Raw genomic sequence first — 25,167 nt, forward strand, 5'->3', positions numbered from 1 at the left:
TCACTGAACCGTCGTGCCAAGGCGGCGCGTCGTATAGCCGCGCAGCGCATCGGCGTAGTGCGGCGCGGCGCGGCGTTCGCCCTCGTCCGCCCCGAACCCTTCGACGGAACGCACGATGCGCGCCAGAGCCGCGTCGCTCAGGCTGTCGAGCCGCGCACGGTAGATGCCGATGCTGAAGACGATCGCGCGCGAGCGCTTGAGACGACGCAGCGCCTCACGCTCGCAGCGCACGTAGAGAGTGCTCCCTGCGTTCTCGGGCGTGACATGCGCGAAGCGGGCCTCGGGCTCCGCGTCGGGCAGGTAGCGCAGCGCACCGCTTGCCACCACGAAGGCGTTGGTACGCCCGAAGATGTTGAAGGACTGGAGGCCATCCATGAACTTGTCGACGCCGCTGGCTAGCGCCTGCGCATACCCATCGATGGGCGCATGGATCGCCGCTGTCGAGAGCCCCACCTTCTCCTCAAGACGCCAATCGGTTGGGAAGGCGACCGCCCCCGCCGCCAAATGGAACGGCGCGCCCGGGGCATCCTGGACGATGATGCACAGGTCCTCCCAGCAGGCCCGTGCGCAGGCTTCAAGGTCGCCTTCGACGCCAAGCAATTCGCCCAGTTCGGCAATCGCCTCGGCCGCCTCGGGCCCCGCGATCACGCTGTGCGGGTGGGCATCGAAGGCTGCCGCGCGCGCGGCGCAGTCAGGCGCGGGATCGAGCCAATCGGCCTCAGGCAGGCGTACCAGCCCCATGCGCAGGGGCCCTTCGACCCGCGCCTGGGGGAGGAGTGCCTCCACGGAGAAACCGAGTGTCATCGTTCGTCCTCGCGCCCAGCCCGCCGCTTACTCGGCCGCGTCCAGCGTTTCGCCCGCAGGCGGCATGTTGTGGCCCAGCAGGCGCAAGACGTCGGCCGCGCACTCGACCACGTTAGAGCCCGGACCGTAGATGCCCTGAACGCCGCGCTCCTTGAGGAACTCGTAGTCGGTCGCCGGGATGACGCCCCCTGCCACCACCTTGATATCCCCGCGCCCGGCGTCGCGCAGGTGTTCGATCATCTCGGGGATGAGGGTCTTGTGCCCCGCGGCAAGGCTGGAAGCGCCGACCACCTCGACCTCGTTCTCGAGCGCCATCTTGCAGGCCTCTTCCGGGGTCTGGAACAGCGGGCCCGACACCACATCAAAACCCATGTCGCCAAAAGCCGAGGCGATCACGTTGGCGCCGCGGTCATGGCCGTCCTGACCCATCTTGGCGACGAAAAGGCGCGGCGCACGGCCCAGACGGCGCGAGACCGCCTCCACCCCGTCGAGCACCTGCTGGTAGCGGCTGTCGCCCTCGTACGCCGTGCCGTAGATGCCCTTGACCGGGGTCGGCATCGTGCCGTGGCGGCCAAAGACCTCTTCCATCGCGGCCGAGATTTCGCCCAGCGTGGCGCGTTCGCGCGCCGCATCGACAGCGAGCGCCAGGAGGTTGCCCTTGCCCTTTGCACCTTCGGTCAGGGCCTTGAGCGCCGCGCGGCACCTGGCCTCGTCGCGGCCCGCCTTGACCTTGTTGATGCGCGCGATCTGGCTGGCGCGAACCTTGGCGTTGTCGACCGCGAGGGTCTCGATCGGGTCTTCCTGCTCGCGGCGGTACTTGTTGACGCCCACGATCACGTCATCGCCCCGGTCGACGCGCGCCTGGCGCCCGGCTGCGGCTTCCTCGATCATGCCCTTGGGCCAGCCGGCAGCAACCGCCTTGGCCATCCCGCCTTCGCGCTCGACGCGCTCGATGATCTCCCAGGCCTTCTCGACCAGTTCACTGGTGAGAGCCTCAATGTAGTAGGAGCCGCCCAAGGGATCGACGACATTGGTCATGCCGGTTTCTTCCTGGATCACGATCTGGGTGTTGCGCGCGATGCGGGCCGAGAAGTCCGTCGGCAGCGCGATAGCCTCATCGAGCGCGTTGGTGTGGAGCGACTGGGTGCCCCCCAGCATCGCGGCCATGGCCTCGATGGTGGTGCGCATGACGTTGTTGTAGGGATCCTGCTCCTGCAAGCTGACACCCGAGGTCTGGCAGTGCGTGCGCAGCATCTTGGAGCGTTCCGACTTGGCGCCCAGCTGTGTCATCGCCCGGTGCCACAAGGTGCGCGCGGCGCGCAGCTTGGCGATTTCCATGAAGAAGTTCATGCCGATCGCGAAGAAGAACGAGAGACGCCCTGCAAACTTGTCGATATCGAGGCCCGAGGCTACGCCGTACTTCACGTATTCCATGCCATCGGCAATCGTGAAGGCCAGTTCCTGCACCTGCGTCGCGCCCGCTTCCTGCATGTGGTAGCCGGAAATCGAGATCGAGTTGAACTTGGGCATGTTGTCCGCCGTATAGGCGAAGATGTCCGAGATGATCCGCATCGAAGGCTCAGGCGGATAGATATAGGTGTTGCGGACCATGAACTCCTTCAGAATGTCGTTCTGAATGGTTCCGGTCAGCTTGTCGGGCGAAACGCCCTGTTCCTCGGCGGCGATGATATAGAAGGCGAGGCACGGGATCACCGCGCCGTTCATCGTCATCGAGACCGACATTTCATCGAGCGGAATGCCATCGAAGAGGATCTTCATGTCCTCGACGCTGTCGATGGCGACGCCTGCCATGCCCACGTCACCGGTCACGCGCGGGTGATCGGAATCATAGCCGCGGTGGGTGGCAAGGTCGAAGGCGACCGAGAGGCCCTTCTGACCTGCTGCGAGATTGCGCCGATAGAAGGCGTTCGATTCCTCGGCGGTAGAGAACCCTGCGTATTGGCGGATCGTCCAGGGGCGCCCTGCGTACATCGAGGCTTTCACGCCGCGCGTGAAAGGCGCAAAGCCGGGAAGGCCCGGATCGGTGGTCACATCCTCGGCGGTGTAGAGCGGCTTTACCGCGATACCTTCAGGCGTGTTCCAGGTGAGGTCGCGGCCCTTCACTTCCTTGTCGGCAAGGGCCTTCCAGTCGTCCAGCTTGGGTGTGTCGCTCATCTCAGAATCCCTTGAACTCGGGTTTGCGCTTCTCGCGGAAGGCGGTGACCGCTTCCTTGAAGTCCTCGGAAAAGCCGGCATCGCTCTGGTTCGCCGCTTCCATCCGCAGGCTCTGGTCGAAATCATGGTCGAGCGCGTGGATTACCTGCTTGCGGATCATCCCCAGCGCCCGCGTCGGCCCCTTGGCAAGCTTCGCGGCCAGCGCCTTCGCCTCGGCCAGCGAGGTCCCGTCCTCGACCACGCGCGCGATGAGGCCCATGCATTGCGCGTCCTCGGCCGAGAGCTTTTCGCCCAGCAGCGCCAGTTCCATCGCGCGCGCGCGGCCTACGCACTTGGCCACCATCCACGTCGCGCCCGCATCGGGCACGAGGCCGATGTTGGCAAAAGCGAGCAGGAAATAGGCCGAGCGCTCCGCGACGACGATGTCGCCGGCGAGCGCGAAGCCCATTCCTGCGCCCACCGCCGGGCCATTGACGGCCACGACAAGCGGCACGGGCAGTTCGGCCAGCGTGCGCGCCAGCGGGTTGTAGGTCGTGCCCAGAATCTCGCCGAGGTCCTCGGGCAGCGCGTCCTCGCCATCGGCCTGAAGGTCCGCACCGGACGAGAAGGCCCGGCCCGCGCCCGTCAGCACCAGCGCGCGTGCACCTTCGGCCACGCTTGTCTCCAGCGCGAGGCGCAGTTCGGTGATGAGACGCGGGGTCAGCGCGTTCAGGCGTTCCTCGCGCGAGAGCGTGAGAATGGCGACATCGCCCTCACGCTCGACTTTGAGAACCTCGGCCATCAGTGCGCCCCCTTGGGACGTTCCATGATCTCGGTAAGCTGGCCGCCCATGTCCTTGGGGTGGACGAAGAAGATCATCGTGCCGTGGGCACCAATGCGCGGTTCGCCCAAGACCCGCTTGCCCTGAGCCTCGAACCAGGCCTTGGCCTCGGCAATATCCTCGACCTCGTAGCAAATGTGGTGCTGTCCCCCGAGCGGGTTCTTCGCCAGCCACTTGCCGACCGCGGAATCGGGATCAGTGGGTTCGAGCAGTTCGATCTGCGTGCCGCCCGTAGTGCCCAGCGCTCCGCTTTCCTGCGGCGTTTCCACGAAGCACACGCGCACCTTCTGGCTTTCGAGCACGAAAGGTTGGGTTACGACAGCCGCGCCCATAACGTCCTTGTAGAAGGCGATGGCAGCATCGAGGTCGGGCGTCGCGACGCCGACGTGGTTGAGACGGCCAAGCTTCATGGCTGAGGCTCCTTGGGTGTTTCGAGAATTTCGGTGAGGATGCCGCCCATGTCATCGCCATGGACGAAGAAGATCGGATGGCCGTGGGCGCCCGGGCGCGGCTCACCCAGGACACGCTTGCCCTGAGCCTCGAACCAGGCCTTGGCCTCGTGGATGTCGGGCACCTCGAAGCACAGATGATGCTGCCCGCCGCCCGGGTTCTCGGCCAGGAACGGGCTTACCGTGCTGCCCGCGCGCAGGGGCTGGATCAGTTCGACCTGTGTGCCGTTCATCGCCCCGCCTGCGGGCGTATCCACGAACCGGATGAGGATGCCGGCCCGCTCAATCACGATGGGCTCGTGCACACAGGTTGCCCCCATCACGCCGGTCCAGTGGGCCAGCGCGGCCTCCATGTCGGGGACCGCGATGCCTACGTGATTGAGCCGGCCCAGCTGCATCAGGCGCAGGCCTCGATGACCATGGCGATACCCTGCCCGCCACCAATGCACATGGTGATGAGCGCGTACTTGCCGCCCGTGCGCTTCAATTCGTACATCGCCTTGACGGTGAGGATCGTGCCAGTCGCGCCAATCGGGTGGCCCAGCGAGACGCCCGAACCGTTGGGGTTGGTCTTGTCCGGATCGAAGCCCAGCTCCTTGGCGACGCCGCAGGCCTGCGCGGCAAAAGCTTCGTTGCTTTCGATCACGTCGATCTGGTCAAGCGTCAGCCCAGCGCGCTCCAGCGCCACCGGAACCGCCTTCACCGGGCCAAGCCCCATGACCGTGGGCTCGACGCCCGCATGCCCCCAACCCAGGATCCTGGCCATCGGCGTCAGGCCCTTTTCAGCAACCGCCTTTCCGCTAGCCAGGACAACGGCTGCGGCGCCGTCGTTGATGCCCGAAGCGTTGCCCGCGGTCACCGTTCCGTCCTTCTTGAATACGGTCTTGAGCTTGGCCATCGATTCCAGCGTAGCATCGGCGCGCACGTGCTCATCGGTGTCGAAGACGGTCACGCCCTTGCGGGTCTTGATCTCGACCGGAACGATCTGGTCCTTGAAGTAGCCCTTCTCGATCGCGTTCGCAGCGCGCTTGTGGCTTTCCACCGCCAGCGCATCTTGGTCCTCGCGCGAGATATCACACTGCGCCGCGACGTTCTCGGCGGTGACGCCCATGTGGATGTCGTCAAAGGGGTCGGTCAGCGCGCCCAGCATGCCGTCCTCGAAGGTGACGCCGCCCATCTTTACACCCTTGCGCACGGCGCTGGTCATGTGGGTGGAGTTCGACATGACCTCGCAGCCTGCGCCAACGGCGAACTGGTGTTCCCCAAGAGCGATCGCCTGCGCGGCCGAGACGATAGCCTGCAGGCCCGAGCCGCACAGGCGGTTGACATTCATCGCCTGCGAGGAGATCGGCACGCCCGCGTTCAGCGAGGCCATGCGGGAGACATAGGCGTCCTTGGGCTGGGTCGGGACGACCGTGCCAACGACCACGTTCTCGATCAGTTCGGCATCGATCCCTGCACGGGCGATGGCTTCCTTGATGGCAATGGCGCCGAGCTCTGCCGGACGGAACGAGGCCAGGCTACCGCCAAAGGTGCCGACCGCCGTGCGCGTGCCGCTGACGATGTAAATCTCTTCCATGCGTGCCCTCTATCCTCTTCAAATTATCGTTCGCGCCGGCGCGCGCGGTATGTTCAACACCACGCCTGCGCCCGGACGATGGTCCGCCTTACAGCGGAATGTTGTCGTGCTTCTTCCAGGGGTTCTCGAGGTTCTTGTTGCGCAGCTTGCGAAGACCCAGCGCGATGCGCTTGCGGGTCGACTGGGGGTAGATGACTTCGTCGATGTAGCCCCGGCTCGCGGCCACGAAGGGATTTGCGAAACGGTCTTCGTATTCCTTGGTCTTGGCCGCGATGCCATCGGCGTCGAGACCTCGAAAGATGATCTCCACCGCGCCCTTGGCGCCCATCACCGCGATTTCGGCGGTCGGCCAGGCGTAGTTGAGATCCCCGCGCAGGTGCTTGGAGGCCATGACGTCATAGGCACCGCCGTAGGCCTTGCGGGTAATCACGGTGATCTTGGGCACGGTCGCCTCGCCATAGGCGAAGAGCAGCTTGGCGCCGTGCTTGATGATGCCGTTGTGCTCCTGGTCTGTGCCCGGAAGGAAGCCCGGCACGTCGACGAAGGTGATGATCGGGATATTGAAGGCGTCGCAGAAACGCACAAAGCGCGCGGCCTTCTTGGACGCATTGATGTCGAGCACGCCTGCCAGCACCATCGGCTGGTTGGCGACGATACCCACGGTCTTGCCCTCTATACGGCCGAACCCGCACAGGATGTTGCCCGCGTGGAGCGGCTGGATCTCGAAGAACTCGCCCTCATCCAGCGTCTTGCGGATAACTTCGTGCATGTCATAGGGCTGGTTGGCCGAGGGCGGAATGATCGTGTCGAGACTCGGCTCGAGACGGTCCCAGGGGTCCGCGTTGGGGCGCTCAGGCACTTCGTCACGGTTCGAGGCTGGCAGGAAGTCGATGAACTCGCGCGCAGCCAGCAACGCCTCGATGTCGTTTTCCAGCGCCAGATCCGAAACCGAGGTCTTGGACGAGTGGGTGATCGCGCCGCCCAGTTCTTCCTGCGTGACAACCTCGTTGGTGACCGTCTTGACCACGTCCGGGCCGGTCACGAACATGTAGGAACTATCCTTCACCATGAAGATGAAGTCGGTCATCGCGGGCGAATAGACCGCGCCGCCCGCGCAGGGCCCCATGATCAGCGAGAGCTGCGGGATGACACCCGAGGCGAGCACGTTCTTCTGAAACACGTCGGCATAGCCGCCCAGCGAGGCGACGCCTTCCTGGATGCGCGCACCGCCCGAATCATTGAGGCCGATCACCGGCGCGCCGACCTTCAGCGCAGCGTCCATTACCTTGCAGATCTTCTGCGCGTGGCGCGCCGAGAGCGAGCCGCCGAACACGGTGAAGTCCTGGCTGAATACATAGACAAGGCGGCCATTGATCGTGCCCGATCCGGTCACCACACCGTCGCCGGGGATCTTCTGCTCTTGCATGCCGAAATCGATGCAATCGTGCTCGACATAGAGGTCCATCTCCTCGAAGCTGTCCTCATCGAGGAGAACTTCGAGGCGTTCGCGTGCGGTCAGCTTGCCTTTGGCATGCTGTGCATCGATGCGGCGCTGGCCTCCGCCCATCTTGGCACCGGCACGACGCTTCTCCAGTTCGGCAATATTGGCTGACATCCGACTTCCCTTGGCAGTGCTGTCCCAGACCACGGCGGAAATGGCCCCGCTGCGGAACGGTCCATGGTGGTACGAGCAAAACTTTTTCTGCGCGTGCTAAGGCAGGTCACAGCGCTCAGGTCAACAGTTTTAATCGCCCGGTTAAACAGAAATCGTATTCTGACCGGACAATATCCGGCAAGCGATCTTCCCGCCAGGCAGGTACAAACAGTGCGCTTGCGGCAATTTGCGCGAAACAGTGTAACGTTTCATGCACGTGCGCGCACGAAAAAGGGCAGGAGTTGAACCCTGCCCCATTTCACCCATCGCTTCGCATCTGCGGCGAAGCGAAACCTGTCGGACGCGCCCTACTTCAAAAGGACCAGTTCCTCCGACATGGTAGGATGCACCGCGACAGTCGCATCGAAGTCCGCCTTGGTGAGCCCGGCCTTCACGGCCACGGCAGCGACCTGGATAATCTCGGGCGAATCCGGGCCGATCATGTGCAGGCCCAGCACCTTGCCGGTCTCGGGCTCGCAGATCATCTTGTAGAGCGCGCGCTCGTTACGGTGCGCGAGCGCGTTCTTCATCGGCCTGAAATCGCTGGTATAAACCTTGCACGACCCAAACGCCTTCGTCGCCTCACTCTCGGTCATGCCGACAGAGGCAATCGGGGGGTGGCTGAACACCGCCGAAGGGACGCAGCCGTAATCGACCGTGGTCGGCTTGCCGGCGAACACGGTATCGGCAAAGGCCTGGCCCTCGCGGATCGCGACCGGGGTGAGCTGGATGCGGTCGGTCACATCGCCCACCGCGTAGATGCTCTCGACGCTCGTGCGGTTGTACTCGTCCACCGCGATGGCGCCGCGATCATTAGTCGCAACACCCACCTCGCCAAGGCCGAGCCCTTCAACATTGGGCACGCGGCCCGTGGCGTAGAGCACGCAGTCGACATCCATCGGCTCATGGTTGGTCATGAACACCTTGAGCGAGCCGTCCGCGTTCTTCTCGATCTTCTCGAACTCGGCCCGGAAGCGGAAGTCGATGCCCTTGGCCAGCGAGATCTGCAACAGACGGTCGCGCATGGCCTCGTCATAGCCGCGCAGGATCTGGTCCGAGCGGTTCATGATCGTGACCTGCGCGCCGAACTCGTTGAAGATCCCGGCGAACTCGTTGGCAATATAGCCGCCGCCCGCGATCAGCACACGTTCGGGAATGGCGTCGAGATGGAAAGCCTCGTTCGACGTGATGCCGTGTTCGCGCCCTTCAAAGCCGGGCACGAAGGGGCGCGCGCCAGTGGCGATGAGGATGACCTTCGCCGTCTTCACCTCGCCGCTCGATAGCGTGATCTCGTGCGGGCCCGTGATCGTCGCGCGCTCATCGAACACCTCGACGCCGTTATTCTCCAGCGTCTGCTTGTACAGGCCGTTCAGGCGATCGATGTCGTTGAGGACATTGTCGCGCAGCTTCACCCAATCGAATTTGGCTGCACCGATATCCCAGCCGAAATGCTTGGCGTCCTCAAGATCCTCGGCGAAGTGGGCGCCGTAGACGAGCATCTTCTTGGGCACACAGCCGCGGATTACGCAGGTCCCGCCCACGCGGAACTCCTCGGCCACGGCCACGCGCGCGCCATGGGCCGCGGACACACGGCTGGCGCGCACGCCCCCCGAACCGGCACCGATGGTGAAAAGGTCGTAATCGTATTCGGACATCTGCTGGTTGCTCCCGGCGCGTGGGCCTTGCATTCGAGACTGTGGATCGCTGCGCGGCATATGGGCCGGGTCAGGTCCCTTTGACAACCGCGCACCCTGATTGTTTGCCTAGCAAACAATCAGGGGCATGCAAGAAGGAAGGCTTCTGAGGGCCATCGCCCTCGGGCTCCCCAAAACAGGAGACCTCAGCCTTCCCGCGCCACGTTGGCGGAGAATGATGAGGTCGCCGATTCCGGGGTCAAGGGGCGATGGCCCCTTGGATCCTCTATCTTAGTTCACGCGATCCCGGCGGCCTGTAACAGCGCCTCGGTCGAAGGATCGAAGGTGGTGCCGCCCTTCTCGATCTGCTTGGCAATCGCCTTGCCCAGTTCCACGCCGAACTGGTCAAAGGGGTTGATCCCCATAAGCACCGCGTTCGCAAACGTTCGGTGTTCATGGAAGGCGACCAGCGCACCGAAGGTGGCAGGCGTCAGGTCATCAAGAAGGATCGTCGCCGAAGGACGGTTGCCCGGATAGGCGCGGGCGGCATCGTCGCTCGCCTTGCCCGCCATGAGCGCGGCGCCTTGCGCAAAGCAATTTGAGAGAAGGATGCGGTGGTGGTCCTCGGCGAGGTCATCTCCTGGCGCGATGCAGGCGATAAAGTCGACCGGTACAAGGTTCGTGCCCTGGTGGAGGAGCTGGAACACCGCGTGCTGCGCATCAGTGCCGACGCCGCCCCAGGTAATCGGTGCCGTCGGCCCTTCCACGGGGGTGCCATCCGCCTTCACGCTCTTGCCGTTCGATTCCATCTCGAGCTGCTGGAGATAGTCGGGCAGCAGCGCCAGGCGCTGGTCATAGGCGAAAACCGCACGGGTCTGACAGCCACGAAGGCGTGCATAATACTGGTCGGCAAAGGCCGCGCGCAGCGGCAGGTTGTTCGCCCCGTCGGTGTCGCGGAAATGCTCGTCCATGGCTGCAGCGCCGGCCAGGAACTCGGCAAAGTCCGGCCAGCCCAGCGCCATCGCGACCGGAAAGCCGATCGAGGACCAGAGCGAATAGCGTCCGCCCACACTTTCCGAAAATGGCAGGATGCGGGTTTCATCGACACCCCATTCGACCGCCTTCTCAGGCGAGGCCGTCAGCGCCACGACGCGGCCGTAGGGGTCCTCGACCTCGTTCTCGCGAAACCAGTTCATCACGCTCTCGGCGTTGGTCATGGTCTCGATGGTGGTGAAGGTCTTGGACGCGATGGCGAGCATCGTGGTTCGCGGATCACAGGCTCGCAGCGCGCGCTCCAGCGCGACCCCGTCAATGTTGGAGACGACATGGACATCGACCAGCGCCCCTTCTTCCGAGAGCGCGTCGACCGCAAGGGCCGGCCCCAGTGCCGAACCGCCAATGCCCACGTGGATGAGGTGCTTTACCTCGCCCATCGCGCCGCGCAGGATCGCCTCGACAATCGCGGCGGTCTTGTGGTGGTAGTCAAGCGCCAGCTGGACACTCTCTTCCTTGCCCACTCCGCGCTGCGCGGTGTGCTCGGCCGCGCGCCCCTCGGTCGGATTGACGATCTCGCCCGCGAACAGCGCCGCGCGGCGCCCGGCAAAGTCCATGGCGCCTGCCAGTTCCTCGAACGCGGCGATGTGCGCGTCATCAAGGTGGGTCTTCGACCAGTCGAATCGGATTTCGCCCAGCGTCTCTTCCTCGCCCAGCTCAAAGCGGGTCGAAAGCTTGTCGAGGCGCTGCGAATCGCCATCGAAGAGCTCGGTCAGGCTCGGTTTTGCGAGCCCCTTGAGAGCGTCCCAGATCGCGTCAGTCATGCCAGTCTCCTCGTTCATGGCGCAGTTAGATCGCCTTATGGTTATTGCAGGTGCGAAAACCAAGCCGTTTCACAAGAGCACCCATTGCCGCTGCCCCCGGTCGAGCCAAGATGGCACTTCCTCGGCAATTCACTTGACCTTTGAGGCCTTGCGCAACATGGGTCGGGCATGAGCGAAACCGACAGCGTTCCCGACACGGCGCCTGCCGCCAAGGCGCCCCAGCCCCCAGCGGCCAAACCTGACGAAAAGCCCAAGAAGGACGAGAACTTCTTCGCGTTCCTGTTCTGGCTTGTGCTGGGCGTGGTCGTGCTGCGCAGCTTCATCGTCTCGCCCTTCAACATTCCCAGCGAATCGATGCTGCCGCGCCTGCTGATCGGGGATTACCTGTTCGCCTCGAAGTGGTCCTACGGCTACTCGAAGTACTCGCTCCCCTTCAGCGCGCCGCTGATCCCGGGCCGCGTGTTCGCCAGCCAGCCGGAACGCGGCGACGTCGTCATCTTCAAGGCGCCTCCAGGCAATGACCTCGACTACATCAAGCGAGTCATTGGTTTGCCCGGCGACGAGATCCGCATGCAGGGCGGCCAGGTCATCCTCAACGGCACGCCCGTGCCCAAGGAACGCATCGACGACTTCATCTTGCCCGTCACGCAAAACATGCGCGATTCCGCCAAGACGGAAATGCGCCTCCCTTGCGTCGAGCCACGCTTCGAAATCGTGCGCGCCGATGGCTCGTCCGCCTGCCGCTATCCGCAGTACCGCGAAACGCTGCCCAACGGAGTCAGCTACAACGTGCTCGACATGGGCGCGCGCGAGAAGGACAACACCGGCACCTACATCGTGCCCGAAGGCCACATGTTCCTGATGGGGGACAACCGCGACAATTCACTCGACAGCCGTTTCCCGGCGATCGAAGGCGGCGGCATCGGCATCGTCCCGCAGGAAAACCTGGTCGGCAAGGCGGCGCTGATGATGTTCTCGACCGATGGCTCGGCCAACTGGCTGCTTCCCTGGACCTGGTTCACGGCCGCGCGCTGGAACCGTATCGGCGGGACCTTCTGATCCGTGCTCACTGACGATACCCGCCGCTTTCTCGAAGAGACGGTCGGCCAGCCCATCGGCGAGGAGGCGATCTGGATCGCGGCCCTCACCCACGGCAGCACCGGCGAGAAGCGCAACTACGAACGCCTGGAGTTCCTCGGCGACCGTGTCCTCGGGCTCTCCATCGCCGAGTGGCTTTACGAACACAGCGCGGAGGCCGAAGGCCGCCTGTCGCAGCGCCTCAACGCGCTCGTCAGTCGCGCGACCTGCGCCGTCATCGCGCGTGGCCTGGGCCTTGGCCAGCATATGCGCCTGGGCAAGCAGGCGCGCGACGACGGGGGCGAGGACAGCGAGAACATCCTGGGCGATGTGATGGAGGCGCTGATCGGCGCCTGCTTCCTCATCCACGGTTTCGAAGCCGCCCAGGCCATGGTACGGCGCCTCTGGGCCAAGACGCTGGAGGGTAAGACCGGCCAGCGCAAGCACCCCAAATCGGCGCTGCAGGAATGGGCCGCGGGCAACCGCCGGCGGATGCCCGAATACAAGCTCGTCGACCGCTCGGGCCCCGATCACGCCTCGCAATTCACCGTCGAGGTTGCTATTCACAATGTGGGCCGCGCACAGGCCACGGCCAATTCCAAGCAGGATGCCGAAACCCGCGCGGCCGAAGAATTCATGAGGAAGTTTGCATGACGTCGCCCGACAACAGCGCGGAAAAGTGCGGCCTTGTGGCCGTCATCGGCGCCCCCAACGCGGGCAAGTCCACGCTGGTGAACGCTCTTGTCGGCCAAAAGGTCGCCATCACCTCGGCCAAGGCGCAGACCACCCGCGCGCGCCTCATGGGCATTGCCCTGGAAGGCCAAGTCCAGATCATCCTTGCCGACACGCCGGGCATCTTCGCGCCCAAGCGCCGGCTCGACCGCGCGATGGTGGCTGCGGCCTGGGAAGGCGCGGAAGAAGCCGATGCGATCCTGCTCGTGGTCGACCCGATCAAGCAGCGTCGCCACGAACTGGAACCGCTGCTCGAAACGCTGAAAGACCGTGCCGAGCGCAAGATCCTCGTCCTCAATAAGGTCGATGCCTGCGCCAAGGAACCGCTGCTCAAGCTTGCCCAGGAACTTGGTGCTGCGATCAGCTTCGACGAGATCTACTTCGTCTCCGCCCTGACCGGGGACGGCGTGCCGGAACTGAAGGGGCACCTTGCGGGACTCATGCCCGAGGGGCCTTGGCACTACCCTGAGGAACAGGTGTCGGATGCCAGCGAACGCCTGCTCGCCTGCGAGGTCACGCGCGAACAGCTCTACCGCCAGCTTCACGAGGAACTGCCCTACGACAGCGCGGTGCGGGCCGAAAGCTACACCCAGCGCAAGGACGGCTCGGTCGAAATCCGCCAGCAGATCGTCGTGACCCGCGACAACCAGCGCGCCATCGTGCTGGGCAAGCGCGGCACCAAGATCAAGGCCATTGGCGAGGCCGCCCGCAAGGAACTCGCCGACATCCTGGGCCAGAAGGTGCACCTTTTTCTCCACGTGAAGGTTGAGGAAAACTGGGCCGACGCGAAAGATATCTACGAGGAAATCGGGCTCGACTGGGTCCGCTAGGCATTTCCAACCCGACATTACCTCGCGTTCCCATCCAGGAGGCACGATGACGTTCTTTTCCCGGGCGGGCCGCCTTGGCCTTGCCGCGCTGCTTACCGGTGCCTGCGCGCTGTCCGCGAACACGGCCCACGCCCAGACACGCGCGCCCATGCGTATCGAGCCGACCACGCCGGAACCGGTCGTGACCATCGAAGCCCCCCCGCCCCCCGAACCCGTAAGCCTGGAAGGCGAGCGTTACGTCGCGATGGGCTCCTCGTTTTCGGCAGGCCCGGGCCTGCGCCCGGTCAAGCCCGGGCCCAACCCGCGCTGTGGGCAGAGCCAGAACAACTACCCCACGCTCCTTGCACAGCGCTTCGGTCTGAACCTGACCGACCGTACCTGCTCGGGCGCGATGACGACGAACATCCTGGGCCCATGGAAAGAAATCGCCCCGCAGATCGAGGCCGTCACACCCCAGACCCGGCTGGTGACGATCACCATCGGCGGCAACGATCTCAACTACATCGGGAACCTGTTCTCGGCGACCTGCCATTTCCGCAACGCAAACCGTAGTCCCGGCAGTAAGCCACGCACCTGCAACGCAGTACGTACGCCCCAGAACGTCGACTACGCCCGCGTCGAGATGCAGTTAAACGAGATCGTCCGCCGCGTGCGCAGCCAGGCACCGCGCGCGCGGATCGTGCTCGTCCAGTACCTGACCCCGCTACCACCTGTGGGCCAGCTGTGCGAGGCGACGCCTGTTAGCCCCGAACACGCGGCCATCGTGCGCACCATCGGCAAGCGCCTTGGCGAGATTACCGACAAGGTCGCCCGCGAACGCGGTGTTCTGGTCGTGGAAATGAACATCGCCTCAAAGGGACATACGCCCTGCGACGGTGAAAACGCCTGGATGATCGGCTCTCCAACGGGTTACGACGGGAGCCTGGGTCTCCAGTGGCACCTCAACCTGGCAGGCATGCGCGCGACCGCACAGGATATCTCGTGGTGGCTGATCAACAGCGGCATCAAGGAAATCAATCCGCCGGCCTATGAAGTTGCGGGGCAAAGGGAGGACAACGCAGCCGCAGTCAACTAATTTCAAGAAGGTAAGAAGACGTTTTCAACGGGCCATCGCCCCTTTGCCCCCAGAAATGGGCGACCTCACCTCTCTTGACCAAGGTTGCACGAGGACAGTGAGGCAGACAGTTCGGGGAGCCCGAGGGCAATGGCCCTCGGACACCTCTTATTTCTACCTTACCGCGCCTTCGCGATGGAAAAACCGTGCTGGCGCGCCGCGTCCTTGGTCGATTCCTCGGTGCGGTTGAGAGCTTTGGCGATTTCCTTGAGGCCCTTGCCCTTGCCCGCAAGCGTCTGCAGCTTTTGCAGTTCTTCGGGCTTCCAGGGCTGCTTGTGCTTGGCGATCTTGTTGCTCACGGCCTGCTTTCCGGCCCGGACACGGACCTTATCTGATTGGGGCTGAACTCACCCCTTGACGGATCCACGATGCGGTGCGCAGGCAAGCGCAACCGCAGCGCGATCCCACGAACCTTACGCATCCCAGGGCACGTCGTCGCCCTGGTCCTCACCCGAGGCCCCGGCCTTCTTTGCCGGAGCCTTCTTTGCCGGAGCCTTCTTGGCAGCCGTCTTTTTCGGCGCAGCCTTCTTTGCTGGCGCCTTCTTGGCCGTGGTTTCACCCTCGCCGTCGTCCGCCTTCTTCGCCGCGGTCTTCTTGGCCGGAGCCTTCTTCTTCGCGGGCGCCTTCTTCTTGCCCTTGGGCGGCCCCTTGGCGGCCTTCGCATCGATCAGCGCGATCGCCTCGGCCTCGGTCAGGTCTTCGGGCTTGCTGTCGCGCGGGAGCGTAGCGTTGTAGGTGCCGTCAGTCACGTAGGGGCCATAGCGGCCCGACATGACCTTCATCTCGCCCTCGCTGGTGGGGTGCTTGCCCAGAACCTTGATCGGCTCGGCCTTGGTGCGTCCGCCGCCCCGGCCCGCAGCCGCTTCAGCCAGAATCGAGACTGCCGCGTTCATGCCCGTCTCGAACACGTCCGCAGTGGTCTTCAGCTTCCCGTACTTGCCATTATGCAGAAGGTACGGCCCGTAACGCCCAATGTTCGCGACGATTTCCTCACCCGTTTCGGGGTGCGTGCCGATCGTGCGCGGCAGGCTGAGCAGCTTGACCGCCCAATCGAGATCAAGCTCGTCGATATCCTTGGGGATCGAGGCACGCTTGGCGTCTTTGCCCTCACCCATCTGGATGTAGGGGCCAAAGCGCCCGACCTTGCGCAAGATCTCTTCACCCGTCTCGGGGTGGGTGCCCAGTTCGTGATCGTCCTGCCCCTCGCCATCGGAGCCGGGCTGGGCGAATTTGCGGGTGAACTTGCACTCGGGGTAATTCGAGCAGGCGATGAAGGCGCCGTAGCGACCGCCGCGCAGCGCCAGCTTACCGTCTGCGCACTTGGGACACTGGCGCGGGTCCGAGCCGTCATCCTTGGGCGGGAACAGGAAGTCGGACAGGAATTCGTCCAGCTCCTTGGTCACGTCCGAGGGCTTCAGCTCCATGATCTCATCGGACTTGGGCTTGAAGTCACGCCAGAACGCTTCGAGCAGATCCTTCCACGCCTGGCGGCCATCCGAGACATCGTCGAGCTCATCTTCCATGCCCGCCGTGAAGTCATAAGCGACATAGCGCTCGAAAAAGCGCTGTAGGAACGAGGTGAGAAGTCGGCCCGATTCCTCGGCGAAGAAACGGTTTTTCTCGGTCCGCACGTAATTGCGGTCCTTCAGCACCTGGATCGTGGCGGCGTAGGTCGACGGGCGCCCGATGCCCAGTTCCTCCAGCCGCTTGACCAGGCTGGCTTCAGAGAAGCGCGGCGGCGGCTGGGTGAAATGCTGCTCGGCCGAAACGTCCTTCTTGGCGGGCATGTCGCCTGCCTTCATGAAGGGCAGGAGGCCGCTGTCATCATCGTCCGATTTGTTGTCCTGTCCTTCTTCATAGACGGCAAGGAAGCCCGGGAACTTCACGACTTGGCCCGAGGCGCGCAGCTCGGTACGCCCCGTGCCATCGCGCAGGGTGACCGTGGTGCGCTCCATCTGCGCCGAGGCCATCTGGCTCGCCATCGCGCGCTTGAAGATGAGGTCGTAGAGGCGCGCGGCATCGCCCGAGCCCAGCTTGTATTTGGTAAAGTCCGTCGGACGAATCGCTTCGTGGGCTTCCTGCGCGTTCTTCGCCTTGGTTTCGTAGTGACGCGGCTTGTCGGGCAGGAAATGTCCATCGTAGCGGTCCGCGACGGCCTTGCGGCAATCCTGGATCGCGCTCGGGTCCATTTGCACACCGTCGGTACGCATGTAGGTGATCGCGCCCTGCTCGTAGAGCCCCTGCGCCACGCGCATCGTCTGGCTGGCCGAGAAGCCGAGCTTGCGGGCGGCTTCCTGCTGCAGGGTTGAGGTGGTGAAGGGCGGCTGCGGATTGCGGCGGTGCGGCTTGGTCTCGACGTTCTCGACCTTGAAAGCGCCATTTTCGACTGCGGCCTTCGCGCGCATCGCGATGCCTTCCTCGCCGAGCGAGAGACGATCGAGCTTCTCGCCTTCGAACTGAACCAGCTTGGCGGTGAAGTCGGTGCCGTCGTGCGCCATAAGGGCCGCGACCGACCAGTATTCCTGCGGCTTGAACGCCTCGATCTCGCGCTCGCGATCCACGATCAGGCGCAGCGCGACCGACTGCACGCGGCCTGCCGACTTGGCGCCGGGCAACTTTCGCCAAAGCACCGGCGAGAGCGTAAACCCGAACAGGTAGTCGAGCGCACGGCGCGCGAGATAGGCGTCGATCAGGTCCTGGTCGAGCTCACGCGGCTCCTGCATCGCCTTGGTGACGGTGGCCTTGGTGATCGCGTTGAAGGTGACGCGCTCGACCTCCTTAGGCAGTGCGCGGCGCTTCTTCAGAAGCTCCAGCACGTGCCAGGAGATGGCTTCGCCTTCGCGATCAGGGTCAGTCGCGAGAATCAGGCGGTCGGCCTGCTTGGCCGCGTCGGTGATGGCGCGGACCTGCTTCTGCTTGTCGCCGTAAAGTTCCCAGTCCATCTCGAAGCCCTCGTCCGGGCGGACGGAGCCGTCCTTGGGCGGCAGGTCGCGGACGTGGCCGTAGCTGGCGAGCACCTTGTAGTCCTTGCCGAGATACTTCTCGATGGTTTTGGCCTTGGCGGGTGACTCGACGATAACAAGCTGCATTTCAGACTTTCTAGTATGCCCCTCACGTGCGTGCGCATGCACATACACGTGTATGTGTGTACGCATAGGGTGGGAATCGGATGAACCGTTCGTCAAGCACCAATGCGTGACGGCGCGATGGCAAAGGTGGGAACCCTCGTCCCGAGGAACAAGGTCCGGTTTCGAAGGAGAGGCCGCCTACCCCGAAAGACTGACCCGGCCCGCAGCGTGACGGGTCAGGCGCCCGGCCAGTTCGAGTTCGAGCAAGGCCAGTTGCACAGCCGACGGGCTCGCCCCGGTCTGGCGAATGAGTTCGTCAACGCCAACAGGCGCGGTAGTGAGAAGATCGGCAATCTCGGCCGGACTGTCATCCACCGGCGCGATTTCCTCGGAGACGTCCCAGTTCTCGGCCTCCTCGCGGAAGGTGGTGCGGGGGGAGGTGCCATCGAAAGCGGTGATCAGTTCGCCCACGTCCTCGACCGACTGGACCAGCACCGCCCCATCGCGAATGAGGCCGTTGCAGCCGTGGGCACGCGGATCGAGCGGAGAGCCCGGGATCGCCATGACCTCGCGCCCCATCTCGCCCGCCAACCGGGCGGTGATGAGCGAGCCGGACTTGGGCGCGGCCTCCACCACCAGCGTGCCCGCACAAAGCCCGGCGATGATGCGGTTACGGGCAGGAAAATGGCGCGCCAGCGGCTCGGTTCCGCAGGGCTGTTCGGCAAGCAGCAGGCCTCTTTCCCCGATCTCGGCCTGGAGCGCCTCGTGCTCGGGAGGATAGGCGATGTCGATACCGCTCGCGATCACGCCCACCGTCGCGCCGCCCGCTGCGAGCGCGCCCTGGTGTGCGGCCCCGTCGATGCCCCGGGCAAGGCCCGAGACGACGGTAAATCCGGCCTGCGCCAGGCCATAGGCGAAATCACGTGCCAGCCGCACCGCGGCGGCCGAGGCGTTGCGCGCGCCGACAGTGGCAACGCCGGGGCGATGCAGGAGCGAAAGATCGCCCATACAGGTCAGGATCGGCGGCGCGCCGCTGACCTGTGTGAGCAAAGCCGGATAGTCTGGCGAATCATGAAAAAGGTATCTCGCGCCCAGCTTGCGCATCGCAGACGTCTCAGCGTCGATGCGCTTGACCGGGGCAGCGGTGTAGCGCTTGCCCCCTTTCCCGGCGAGATCGGGCAGCGCCTCGAGCGCCGCGACAGCGCTGCCGAAACGGCTCAGAAGCTGGCGGTAGCTGACGGGCCCAACATTGGGCGAGCGCAGCAGGCGGATGCGCGCGAAGGCCTCCTCCTGGCTCAGTTGCAGCCGTTCCTTCTCGACCGTGCCCGTAGGCGCCTTCGCCTCGTCCATTCGCCCCCGCAGATACGTTCTACTTCTTGCTGCCGACCTTGGGTTCGGTCCCCGCGATCAGCCGCGCGATATTGGCACGATGCTGGAAGAGGACGACAAGGGCAATAACCCCAAGCACCATCGCAGCCTCATTCTGGCCGACAAGATAGGCAACGAGCGGCGCGATGACAGCCGCGCTCATCCCCGCAACCGAGGAAATGCGCACCACGGCAAGGAGGCCGATCCAGGCAACCGCGTAGGCAAGACCAATGGGCCAAGCATAAGCAAAAGCGATACCCGCGGTGGTCGCCACGCCCTTGCCGCCTTTGAACTTGAGCCAGATGGGGAAGCAGTGGCCGAAGAAGGCGCCGAGCGCGGCCAGCCAGGTCCACTCCGGCCAGAGCAGCGCGGTCATCGACACCGCCGCCAGGCCCTTGGCCAGATCGAGCAGAAGGGTCGCGGCCGCGAGCTTCCTGTTACCCGTGCGCAAGACATTCGTCGCGCCGATATTGCCCGAACCGATGGAACGCAGATCGTCCATCCCGGCAAGCTGGGTGAGCATGAGACCGAAGGGCACCGAGCCGAAGCCGTAGCCGACAAGAAGAGCAAGAATCCAATCCATGGCGCGCGCCATAGCCCGATTGGAAGGCAAGGCGAAGACATCTTGCACGCGTAAGTGCCCCCACAATGCGACCAGTTGCCGCTTCCCGCGTTGCGACATGCGCGCTATCGCGGCTAACTGAGACATGGCTCAAGGCAAAGTGATGGCAGGCGAAATTCTCGAAGCGGACACGGTGACGGCGGACAGAGGCGGCGCGGATGCAAGCGCGCCGGTCCTTCTGTTCGATTCGGGCGTGGGCGGTCTCACCGTGCTCGACGAAGTGCGCCGCCTTCTGCCCGAGGCCCCGATTCTCTACGCCGCCGACACCGCCGGCTTGCCCTACGGCACCAAGACCGAGGCTCAGGTCGCCGCGCGCGTGGCGGGCCTTCTCGGCCGCATGGCCGAACGTTTCCGCCCCCGCCTCATCTGTATCGCCTGCAACACCGCCTCCACGATCGCGCTGGGCATGGTACGTGAGGTGCTCGAAACACCGATTGTCGGCACGGTGCCCGCGATCAAGCCTGCCGCCGCCATGACGAAGACAGGTGTTATTGGCCTTCTGGGGACGCAGGCAACGATCCGGCAGGGCTATGTCGACCGGCTCGAGCGCGAGTTTGCCGCCGACCAGCAACTCCTGCGCCACGGCGCGCCTGAGCTGGTGGGGGCCGCCGAAGCCAAGCTGCGCGGCGAGCCTGTCGATCCCGCGGCCATTTCCCGCGCGGCAGACGCGCTGCGCGCGATGCCGGGCGGCGAGAAAATCGACACAGTGGTGCTGGCCTGCACCCATTTCCCGCTGTTGGAGCCGGAACTCTCCGGTGCGTTCGGCCCGGAGGTGCGCTTCGTCCATGGCGCGCAGGGGATTGCGCGGCAAGTCGCACGGCTGACGCAGAAACAGGCCTTTTCCCGCCGCGCCCCGGACCGCGCGCTCTTCACCGGAGATCCAGTGGCCGCGCGCGCTTACAGCACGGCCCTCACCCGCTTCGGGCTCAAGACCATCGAACGCTTCTGATACGCGCCCGCGCGATGCTTTTGCGCGCTTGGGATTGAAACTCCTTGCAAACCTTGATGGCGATCAATGTTTGCAAGTCTCAGACCAGCAATAGGCCAGTCGCGCCGAGAACCGTAGAAGCTTTCGCAAAACGGTAGAAAACCGGCATCACGGCTAGGACAAGGCGTCCACTTCCGCACACCGGCAAGACGTCTATATGGGACAACGTTCTGGTCATGGACCAAGGGATAATGTATTGGCCCGCGATACGGGGTAGAGTTCGTCTTTCCATCGGAAAGTCCGGAAAGGACTGGACCGAGGGGCGGATAGAGGCAAAAGTTAAGCCGGCGCAAAGCAAAAAGGCATAACGGCGTAGAGCAGGACAAGGCTTTCGTGAACTACGATCAGATTTTCGACCAGGCTATCGACCGTCTCCATTCCGAAGGTCGCTACCGCGTCTTCATCGATATCCTGCGCAACAAGGGGGCTTACCCCAACGCACGCTGCTTTGCCGGCCACAACGGTCCCAAGCCGATCACGGTGTGGTGCTCGAACGACTACCTTGCGATGGGCCAGCACCCCAAGGTGATCGAAGCCATGGAAGAGGCGCTGCACGACGTGGGCGCGGGCTCGGGCGGGACGCGCAACATCGGCGGCAACACCCACTACCACATCGAGCTCGAATCCGAGTTGGCCGACCTGCATGGCAAGGAAGGCGCGCTGCTCTTCACTTCGGGCTATGTCTCGAACGACGCCACGCTCTCCACGCTGGCCAAACTGCTGCCGGGCTGCGTGATCTTCTCGGACGAGCTGAACCACGCGAGCATGATCGCCGGCATCCGCAACGCCGGCTGCCCCAAGAAGATCTTTCGCCACAACGACCTCGAACACCTTGAGGAACTGCTGGCCGACACCGACCCGGCACTTCCCAAGCTGATCGCCTTCGAATCGGTCTATTCGATGGATGCCGACGTCGCCCCGATCCACGAAATCTGTGACCTTGCCGAAAAGTACAACGCGTTGACCTACATCGATGAAGTCCACGCCGTGGGCATGTACGGCCCGCGCGGCGGCGGCATCACCGACCGCGACAAGGCCGCGCACCGCATCGATATCATCGAGGGTACACTGGGCAAGGCGTTCGGCGTCATGGGTGGCTACATCGCCGCCGACCAGAAGATCATCGACTGCATCCGCTCCTACGCACCCGGCTTCATCTTCACGACCTCGCTCTCGCCGGTGCTGGTTGCGGGGGTGCTCGCCTCGGTGAAGCACCTCAAGAACTCGAGCGTCGAGCGCGAGACGCAGCAGAAGTCGGCTGCAATGATGAAGGCCAAGTTCCGCGAGGCCGGCCTTCCGGTCATGAACTCGACCACGCACATCGTGCCACTGATGGTGGGCGATCCGGTCAAGGCCAAGAAGATCAGTGACATCCTGCTCGCCGAATACGGTGCCTACGTGCAGCCGATCAACTTCCCGACCGTGCCGCGCGGCAAAGAGCGCCTGCGCTTCACCCCGGGCCCTGCACACACCGAGGAAATGATGGACGACCTCACCCGCGCCCTGGTTGAGATCTGGGAACGCCTGGAGATGCGCAAGGCCGCCTGAGCGCACTCGCCCCTGCCCCTGCCCTGCACGTCAGAGAATTCCTTTTAGTCGGGCCGGATAGCTCCCGGCCCGCGCCCCCTTCCCTTATGCCTGCAAGGTCCCATCTAAAGGGTCACGCAAGGGCCGCGCATCTCGCGGCCGGTTGATCCGAGGACCCAATGGCAAAACTTTTCGCGCCGATCACTCTGGGCGATCTCACACTTTCCAATCGTATCGTCATCGCCCCCATGTGCCAGTATTCAGCACAGGAGGGCTGCATGACCGACTGGCACGCGATGCACATCGGCCAGCTCGCGCAATCGGGCGCAGGCGCCTTCACCATTGAAGCCACCGCGGTAAGCCCGGAAGGGCGCATTACCTATGCCGACGTCGGCCTGTGGAACGATGCGACCGAAGCCGCGATGGACAAGGTGCTGCAATCGGTGCGGCGCTGGTCGGACATGCCCATCGTCATTCAGCTGGGCCACGCGGGTCGCAAGGCCAGCTGCAAGAAGCCCTGGGACGGCGGCCGTCAGATCGCCCCTGACGCAGCAAACGGCTGGCAGACCGTCTCGGCCTCGGACATTCCATTCGATGCCGATGACAACGCCCCCACCGCCCTCGACATCGAGGGCCTGGTGCGCCTGCGCGATGCCTTTGCCCAGGCTGCCATGCGCGCTGCGCGCCTTGGCATCGATGCCATCCAGCTTCACGGCGCGCACGGCTACTTGCTCCACCAGTTCCTCTCGCCCCTCTCCAATCAGCGCACCGACAAATACGGCGGCAGCCTGGAAAACCGCATGCGCTTCCCGCTTGAAGTCTTCGACGCCGTGCGCGCGGCCTTTCCGGCCGAAAAGCCCGTCACCATGCGCATCTCGGGCACCGACTGGGTCGAGGGCGGCTGGGACGTCGAACAGTCTGTGGCCTTCTCGAAGGAACTGGAAGCGCGCGGGGTTGCGGCCATGCACATCTCTTCCGGCGGGCTCCACATGGACCAGAAGATCCCCGTCAGCCCCAACTACCAGGTGCCGCTGGCCCGCGCCGTGAAAGCAGCGGTGAACGTCCCCGTCATCGCAGTCGGCCTCATTACCGAGCCCGAACAGGCCGAAGCCATCGTCGCGACGGGCGATGCCGACATGATCGCGCTGGCACGTACGGTTCTCTACGACCCGCGCTGGCCTTGGCACGCCGCCGCCGCGCTTGGCGCGCAAGTCAAGGCCGCGCCGCAGTACCTGCGGTGCCAGCCCCATCGCCTCAAGGACCTGTTCTCCGCATAGGGCTCTCAGCTACATGAAAAAGGCCCCCGGAACACATTGTTCCGGGGGCCTTTTTCATTCCGTTCGAGAGTGCAGCCTCAACGCAGCGAGACCACGTTGTCCGACACGCGCGGGTCGGACCGGTCGCCGGTGTAGAGGCTGGCCATCGGCTCATCCTCGACAATGACGACTTCCGCGCCACCAAAGCCATTGAACGCGGTCTTCATCGCCGCACCATAGGCGCCCAGCATACCGACCTCGATCCAGTCGCCCGCCTTGATGCCCGGGGGCAGCATGAAGGGGCCTTCCATGAAATCCGCATCATCGCAGGTCGGGCCATAGAACGAGAAGGCTTCCAGTTCGGCCGCGTCCATCGCCGAATTGTCGTTGTCGACATCGCGCGGGATGTGGCGGACCGGGAAACGCCAGGCCACGTGCGCGGCGTCGTAAAGCGCGCCATAGGCCCCATCGTTTATGTAGAGCTCTTCGCCGCGACGCTTCTCGACCTTCACGATCAGCGAGTTGTACTCGGCCGAAAGTGCGCGGCCGGGCTCGCACCACAGCTCCGCGTTGTAGGCAATCGGCATCGCCTCGAAATGGCGGTGGATGATCGCGAAGTAGTCTTCGAGTGGCGGCGGTTCCATGCCCGGGTAGCTGGAAGGGAAGCCCCCACCCACGTCGATCATGTCAATCACGACACCGGCATCGGCGATTGCGGCGCGCGCGCGCTCCAGCGCCTGAACATAGGCGAAGGGCGTCATCGCCTGGCTGCCGACGTGGAAGCACACGCCCAGCCAGTCCGCGACCTGCCGGGTCGACTGGAGCAGCTGGCCCGCATCGACAAGGTCGACGCCGAACTTCGATGCAAGGCTCAGTTCGGAATACTCCGAGGAGACGCGCAGGCGCACGCACAGGCGCAGATCCTTGGCACGCACACCGTTCTCGTCGGTGGTTGCGGCCACGATCTTGTCGACCTCTTCCTGGGTATCCAGGCTGAAAGTGCGCACACCGTGCTTGAAATAGGCCTCGCGGATCGCGCTCGCCGTCTTCACCGGGTGCATGAAGCACAGCGTCGCTTCGGGAAGCGTCGCGCGGACCATGCGCACTTCGGTGATGGAGGCCACGTCGTAATGCGAGATCCCGTTGTCCCACAGGATCTGGATCAGATCGGGCGAGGGATTGGCCTTGACCGCATAGAGCGACTTGCCCGGAAACTTCGAGGCGAAGAATCGGGCCGCGCGCGCCGCTGCATGCGGGCGGTTCAGGATAACGGGTTCGTCAGGCGCGATTTCGCGCGCTACGGCCGGTGCGTCGAGATGTTGGAGCAATTCAAGGGACCCCCAGCGAAATTGTTAGCGACAAAGCTGCCTTGCGGTTTGGAAGTCCCCATGGGGCAGCGAGGGGCGGATATAAGACTGATGCGCTGAATCGCAAGTGAAAAACCAAAGATTTCACGAAACCGTCACAAATGTCGGTTCACACGTACAAGAGCTTGCCAATCAGCCAAATTTTTCCTTTCCGTAACAACACGATGTTGCAGACCATCGGTCCGCGCGGCAACGCTCTCGCGTGCACCTCGAACCGACTCTATCAGCCGTTCCGAACGCATGACTTAATGAGACGCTCCGCACGATTCGCGTGGTGCGTGCCCAC

The 25,167-nt window shown here is 64.1% G+C and carries 21 protein-coding genes; 7 read left to right on the top strand and 14 right to left on the bottom strand.

The window, feature by feature from the left end; translation table 11 throughout:
• The 9 genes from FMM79_RS13845 to pgi form a co-directional block, all read right to left on the bottom strand.
• Nucleotides 1-804 (bottom strand): heme-dependent oxidative N-demethylase subunit alpha family protein, encoded by an 804-nt coding sequence (locus FMM79_RS13845; RefSeq protein WP_148628016.1) that lies wholly within the window; start codon nucleotides 802-804, stop codon nucleotides 1-3.
• A 27-nt stretch (nucleotides 805-831) separates the two neighbouring features.
• A complete protein-coding gene (scpA, locus tag FMM79_RS13850; protein WP_148628017.1) occupies nucleotides 832-2,979 on the bottom strand; it encodes a methylmalonyl-CoA mutase in 2,148 nt (715 codons plus the stop codon).
• A gap of 1 nt (nucleotide 2,980) precedes the next feature.
• A complete protein-coding gene (locus tag FMM79_RS13855; RefSeq protein WP_148628018.1) occupies nucleotides 2,981-3,760 on the bottom strand; it encodes an enoyl-CoA hydratase-related protein in 780 nt (259 codons plus the stop codon).
• The gene (gene mce, locus FMM79_RS13860; protein WP_148628019.1) at nucleotides 3,760-4,209 is read right to left on the bottom strand and encodes a methylmalonyl-CoA epimerase; all 450 of its coding nucleotides are present in this window, start codon (nucleotides 4,207-4,209) and stop codon (nucleotides 3,760-3,762) included. The genes FMM79_RS13855 and mce overlap by 1 nt, the downstream gene beginning before the upstream one ends.
• Nucleotides 4,206-4,646 (bottom strand): VOC family protein, encoded by a 441-nt coding sequence (locus FMM79_RS13865; RefSeq protein WP_148628020.1) that lies wholly within the window; start codon nucleotides 4,644-4,646, stop codon nucleotides 4,206-4,208. The genes mce and FMM79_RS13865 overlap by 4 nt, the downstream gene beginning before the upstream one ends.
• Nucleotides 4,646-5,827, bottom strand: a complete 1,182-nt coding sequence (locus FMM79_RS13870) for an acetyl-CoA C-acyltransferase family protein (protein WP_148628021.1) — start codon at nucleotides 5,825-5,827, stop codon at nucleotides 4,646-4,648. The genes FMM79_RS13865 and FMM79_RS13870 overlap by 1 nt, the downstream gene beginning before the upstream one ends.
• Nucleotides 5,828-5,915: 88 nt before the next feature.
• Nucleotides 5,916-7,442 (bottom strand): acyl-CoA carboxylase subunit beta, encoded by a 1,527-nt coding sequence (locus FMM79_RS13875; protein ID WP_148628022.1) that lies wholly within the window; start codon nucleotides 7,440-7,442, stop codon nucleotides 5,916-5,918.
• Nucleotides 7,443-7,789: 347 nt separating this feature from the next.
• Nucleotides 7,790-9,136 (bottom strand): glutathione-disulfide reductase, encoded by a 1,347-nt coding sequence (gor, locus tag FMM79_RS13880; protein ID WP_148628023.1) that lies wholly within the window; start codon nucleotides 9,134-9,136, stop codon nucleotides 7,790-7,792.
• A 275-nt stretch (nucleotides 9,137-9,411) separates the two neighbouring features.
• Entirely contained in the window at nucleotides 9,412-10,932 is a 1,521-nt protein-coding gene (gene pgi, locus FMM79_RS13885; RefSeq protein WP_148628140.1) for a glucose-6-phosphate isomerase, read from the bottom strand.
• A gap of 168 nt (nucleotides 10,933-11,100) precedes the next feature.
• Here pgi and lepB point away from each other — a divergent pair, with 168 nt between their 5' ends.
• Genes lepB through FMM79_RS13905 form a run of 4 tightly spaced genes read left to right on the top strand, consistent with a single transcriptional unit; the run spans nucleotide 11,101 to nucleotide 14,646 of the window.
• Nucleotides 11,101-11,991 carry a signal peptidase I gene (lepB, locus tag FMM79_RS13890; RefSeq protein WP_148628024.1) on the top strand — a complete coding sequence of 297 codons (891 nt, stop codon included), beginning with the start codon at nucleotides 11,101-11,103 and terminating at the stop codon, nucleotides 11,989-11,991.
• A gap of 3 nt (nucleotides 11,992-11,994) precedes the next feature.
• Nucleotides 11,995-12,663, top strand: coding sequence for a ribonuclease III (rnc, locus tag FMM79_RS13895; RefSeq protein ID WP_148628025.1), 669 nt, complete (start codon nucleotides 11,995-11,997; stop codon nucleotides 12,661-12,663).
• Nucleotides 12,660-13,571 (top strand): GTPase Era, encoded by a 912-nt coding sequence (gene era, locus FMM79_RS13900; RefSeq protein WP_148628026.1) that lies wholly within the window; start codon nucleotides 12,660-12,662, stop codon nucleotides 13,569-13,571. Before rnc ends, era begins: the two co-directional genes overlap by 4 nt.
• Before the next feature lie 46 nt (nucleotides 13,572-13,617).
• Nucleotides 13,618-14,646, top strand: coding sequence for an SGNH/GDSL hydrolase family protein (locus FMM79_RS13905; protein ID WP_240339182.1), 1,029 nt, complete (start codon nucleotides 13,618-13,620; stop codon nucleotides 14,644-14,646).
• A 158-nt stretch (nucleotides 14,647-14,804) separates the two neighbouring features.
• Here the strand turns inward: FMM79_RS13905 and FMM79_RS13910 are convergent, their stop codons facing one another.
• The 4 genes from FMM79_RS13910 to plsY form a co-directional block, all read right to left on the bottom strand.
• Entirely contained in the window at nucleotides 14,805-14,984 is a 180-nt protein-coding gene (locus FMM79_RS13910) for a hypothetical protein (RefSeq protein WP_148628027.1), read from the bottom strand.
• Nucleotides 14,985-15,098: 114 nt separating this feature from the next.
• The gene (gene topA, locus FMM79_RS13915; protein ID WP_148628028.1) at nucleotides 15,099-17,774 is read right to left on the bottom strand and encodes a type I DNA topoisomerase; all 2,676 of its coding nucleotides are present in this window, start codon (nucleotides 17,772-17,774) and stop codon (nucleotides 15,099-15,101) included.
• A 177-nt stretch (nucleotides 17,775-17,951) separates the two neighbouring features.
• Entirely contained in the window at nucleotides 17,952-19,103 is a 1,152-nt protein-coding gene (dprA, locus tag FMM79_RS13920; RefSeq protein WP_148628029.1) for a DNA-processing protein DprA, read from the bottom strand.
• Between the two features lie 19 nt (nucleotides 19,104-19,122).
• Nucleotides 19,123-19,704: a glycerol-3-phosphate 1-O-acyltransferase PlsY gene (gene plsY / locus FMM79_RS13925; RefSeq protein ID WP_148628030.1), complete on the bottom strand. Its 582-nt coding sequence runs from the start codon at nucleotides 19,702-19,704 to the stop codon at nucleotides 19,123-19,125.
• Nucleotides 19,705-19,846: 142 nt separating this feature from the next.
• Here plsY and murI point away from each other — a divergent pair, with 142 nt between their 5' ends.
• From murI to FMM79_RS13940, 3 genes are all read left to right on the top strand, one after another.
• A complete protein-coding gene (gene murI / locus FMM79_RS13930; RefSeq protein WP_148628142.1) occupies nucleotides 19,847-20,692 on the top strand; it encodes a glutamate racemase in 846 nt (281 codons plus the stop codon).
• Between the two features lie 372 nt (nucleotides 20,693-21,064).
• Complete coding sequence (gene hemA / locus FMM79_RS13935) at nucleotides 21,065-22,279, top strand: 5-aminolevulinate synthase (RefSeq protein ID WP_148628031.1); 1,215 nt, start codon at nucleotides 21,065-21,067, stop codon at nucleotides 22,277-22,279.
• Nucleotides 22,280-22,437: 158 nt separating this feature from the next.
• Entirely contained in the window at nucleotides 22,438-23,535 is a 1,098-nt protein-coding gene (locus tag FMM79_RS13940) for an NADH:flavin oxidoreductase/NADH oxidase (RefSeq protein ID WP_148628032.1), read from the top strand.
• A 77-nt stretch (nucleotides 23,536-23,612) separates the two neighbouring features.
• Here the strand turns inward: FMM79_RS13940 and FMM79_RS13945 are convergent, their stop codons facing one another.
• Entirely contained in the window at nucleotides 23,613-24,842 is a 1,230-nt protein-coding gene (locus tag FMM79_RS13945; RefSeq protein ID WP_148628033.1) for a type III PLP-dependent enzyme, read from the bottom strand.
• Between the last annotated feature and the right edge of the window lie 325 nt (nucleotides 24,843-25,167).

Source organism: Novosphingobium sp. BW1 (assembly GCF_008107685.1).
In the GTDB taxonomy this organism is placed as follows: Bacteria; Pseudomonadota; Alphaproteobacteria; order Sphingomonadales; family Sphingomonadaceae; genus Novosphingobium.

What these genes read in the sequence shown, in the direction of transcription:
- FMM79_RS13845 (WP_148628016.1), bottom strand. Translation starts at nt 804, where the DNA reads ATGACACTCGGTTTCTCCGTGGAGGCACTCCTCCCCCAGGCGCGGGTC.
- scpA (WP_148628017.1), bottom strand. Translation starts at nt 2,979, where the DNA reads ATGAGCGACACACCCAAGCTGGACGACTGGAAGGCCCTTGCCGACAAG.
- FMM79_RS13855 (WP_148628018.1), bottom strand. Translation starts at nt 3,760, where the DNA reads ATGGCCGAGGTTCTCAAAGTCGAGCGTGAGGGCGATGTCGCCATTCTC.
- mce (WP_148628019.1), bottom strand. Translation starts at nt 4,209, where the DNA reads ATGAAGCTTGGCCGTCTCAACCACGTCGGCGTCGCGACGCCCGACCTC.
- FMM79_RS13865 (WP_148628020.1), bottom strand. Translation starts at nt 4,646, where the DNA reads ATGCAGCTGGGCCGGCTCAATCACGTAGGCATCGCGGTCCCCGACATG.
- FMM79_RS13870 (WP_148628021.1), bottom strand. Translation starts at nt 5,827, where the DNA reads ATGGAAGAGATTTACATCGTCAGCGGCACGCGCACGGCGGTCGGCACC.
- FMM79_RS13875 (WP_148628022.1), bottom strand. Translation starts at nt 7,442, where the DNA reads ATGTCAGCCAATATTGCCGAACTGGAGAAGCGTCGTGCCGGTGCCAAG.
- gor (WP_148628023.1), bottom strand. Translation starts at nt 9,136, where the DNA reads ATGTCCGAATACGATTACGACCTTTTCACCATCGGTGCCGGTTCGGGG.
- pgi (WP_148628140.1), bottom strand. Translation starts at nt 10,932, where the DNA reads ATGACTGACGCGATCTGGGACGCTCTCAAGGGGCTCGCAAAACCGAGC.
- lepB (WP_148628024.1), top strand. Translation starts at nt 11,101, where the DNA reads ATGAGCGAAACCGACAGCGTTCCCGACACGGCGCCTGCCGCCAAGGCG.
- era (WP_148628026.1), top strand. Translation starts at nt 12,660, where the DNA reads ATGACGTCGCCCGACAACAGCGCGGAAAAGTGCGGCCTTGTGGCCGTC.
- FMM79_RS13905 (WP_240339182.1), top strand. Translation starts at nt 13,618, where the DNA reads ATGACGTTCTTTTCCCGGGCGGGCCGCCTTGGCCTTGCCGCGCTGCTT.
- topA (WP_148628028.1), bottom strand. Translation starts at nt 17,774, where the DNA reads ATGCAGCTTGTTATCGTCGAGTCACCCGCCAAGGCCAAAACCATCGAG.
- dprA (WP_148628029.1), bottom strand. Translation starts at nt 19,103, where the DNA reads ATGGACGAGGCGAAGGCGCCTACGGGCACGGTCGAGAAGGAACGGCTG.
- plsY (WP_148628030.1), bottom strand. Translation starts at nt 19,704, where the DNA reads ATGGATTGGATTCTTGCTCTTCTTGTCGGCTACGGCTTCGGCTCGGTG.
- murI (WP_148628142.1), top strand. Translation starts at nt 19,847, where the DNA reads ATGGCAGGCGAAATTCTCGAAGCGGACACGGTGACGGCGGACAGAGGC.
- FMM79_RS13940 (WP_148628032.1), top strand. Translation starts at nt 22,438, where the DNA reads ATGGCAAAACTTTTCGCGCCGATCACTCTGGGCGATCTCACACTTTCC.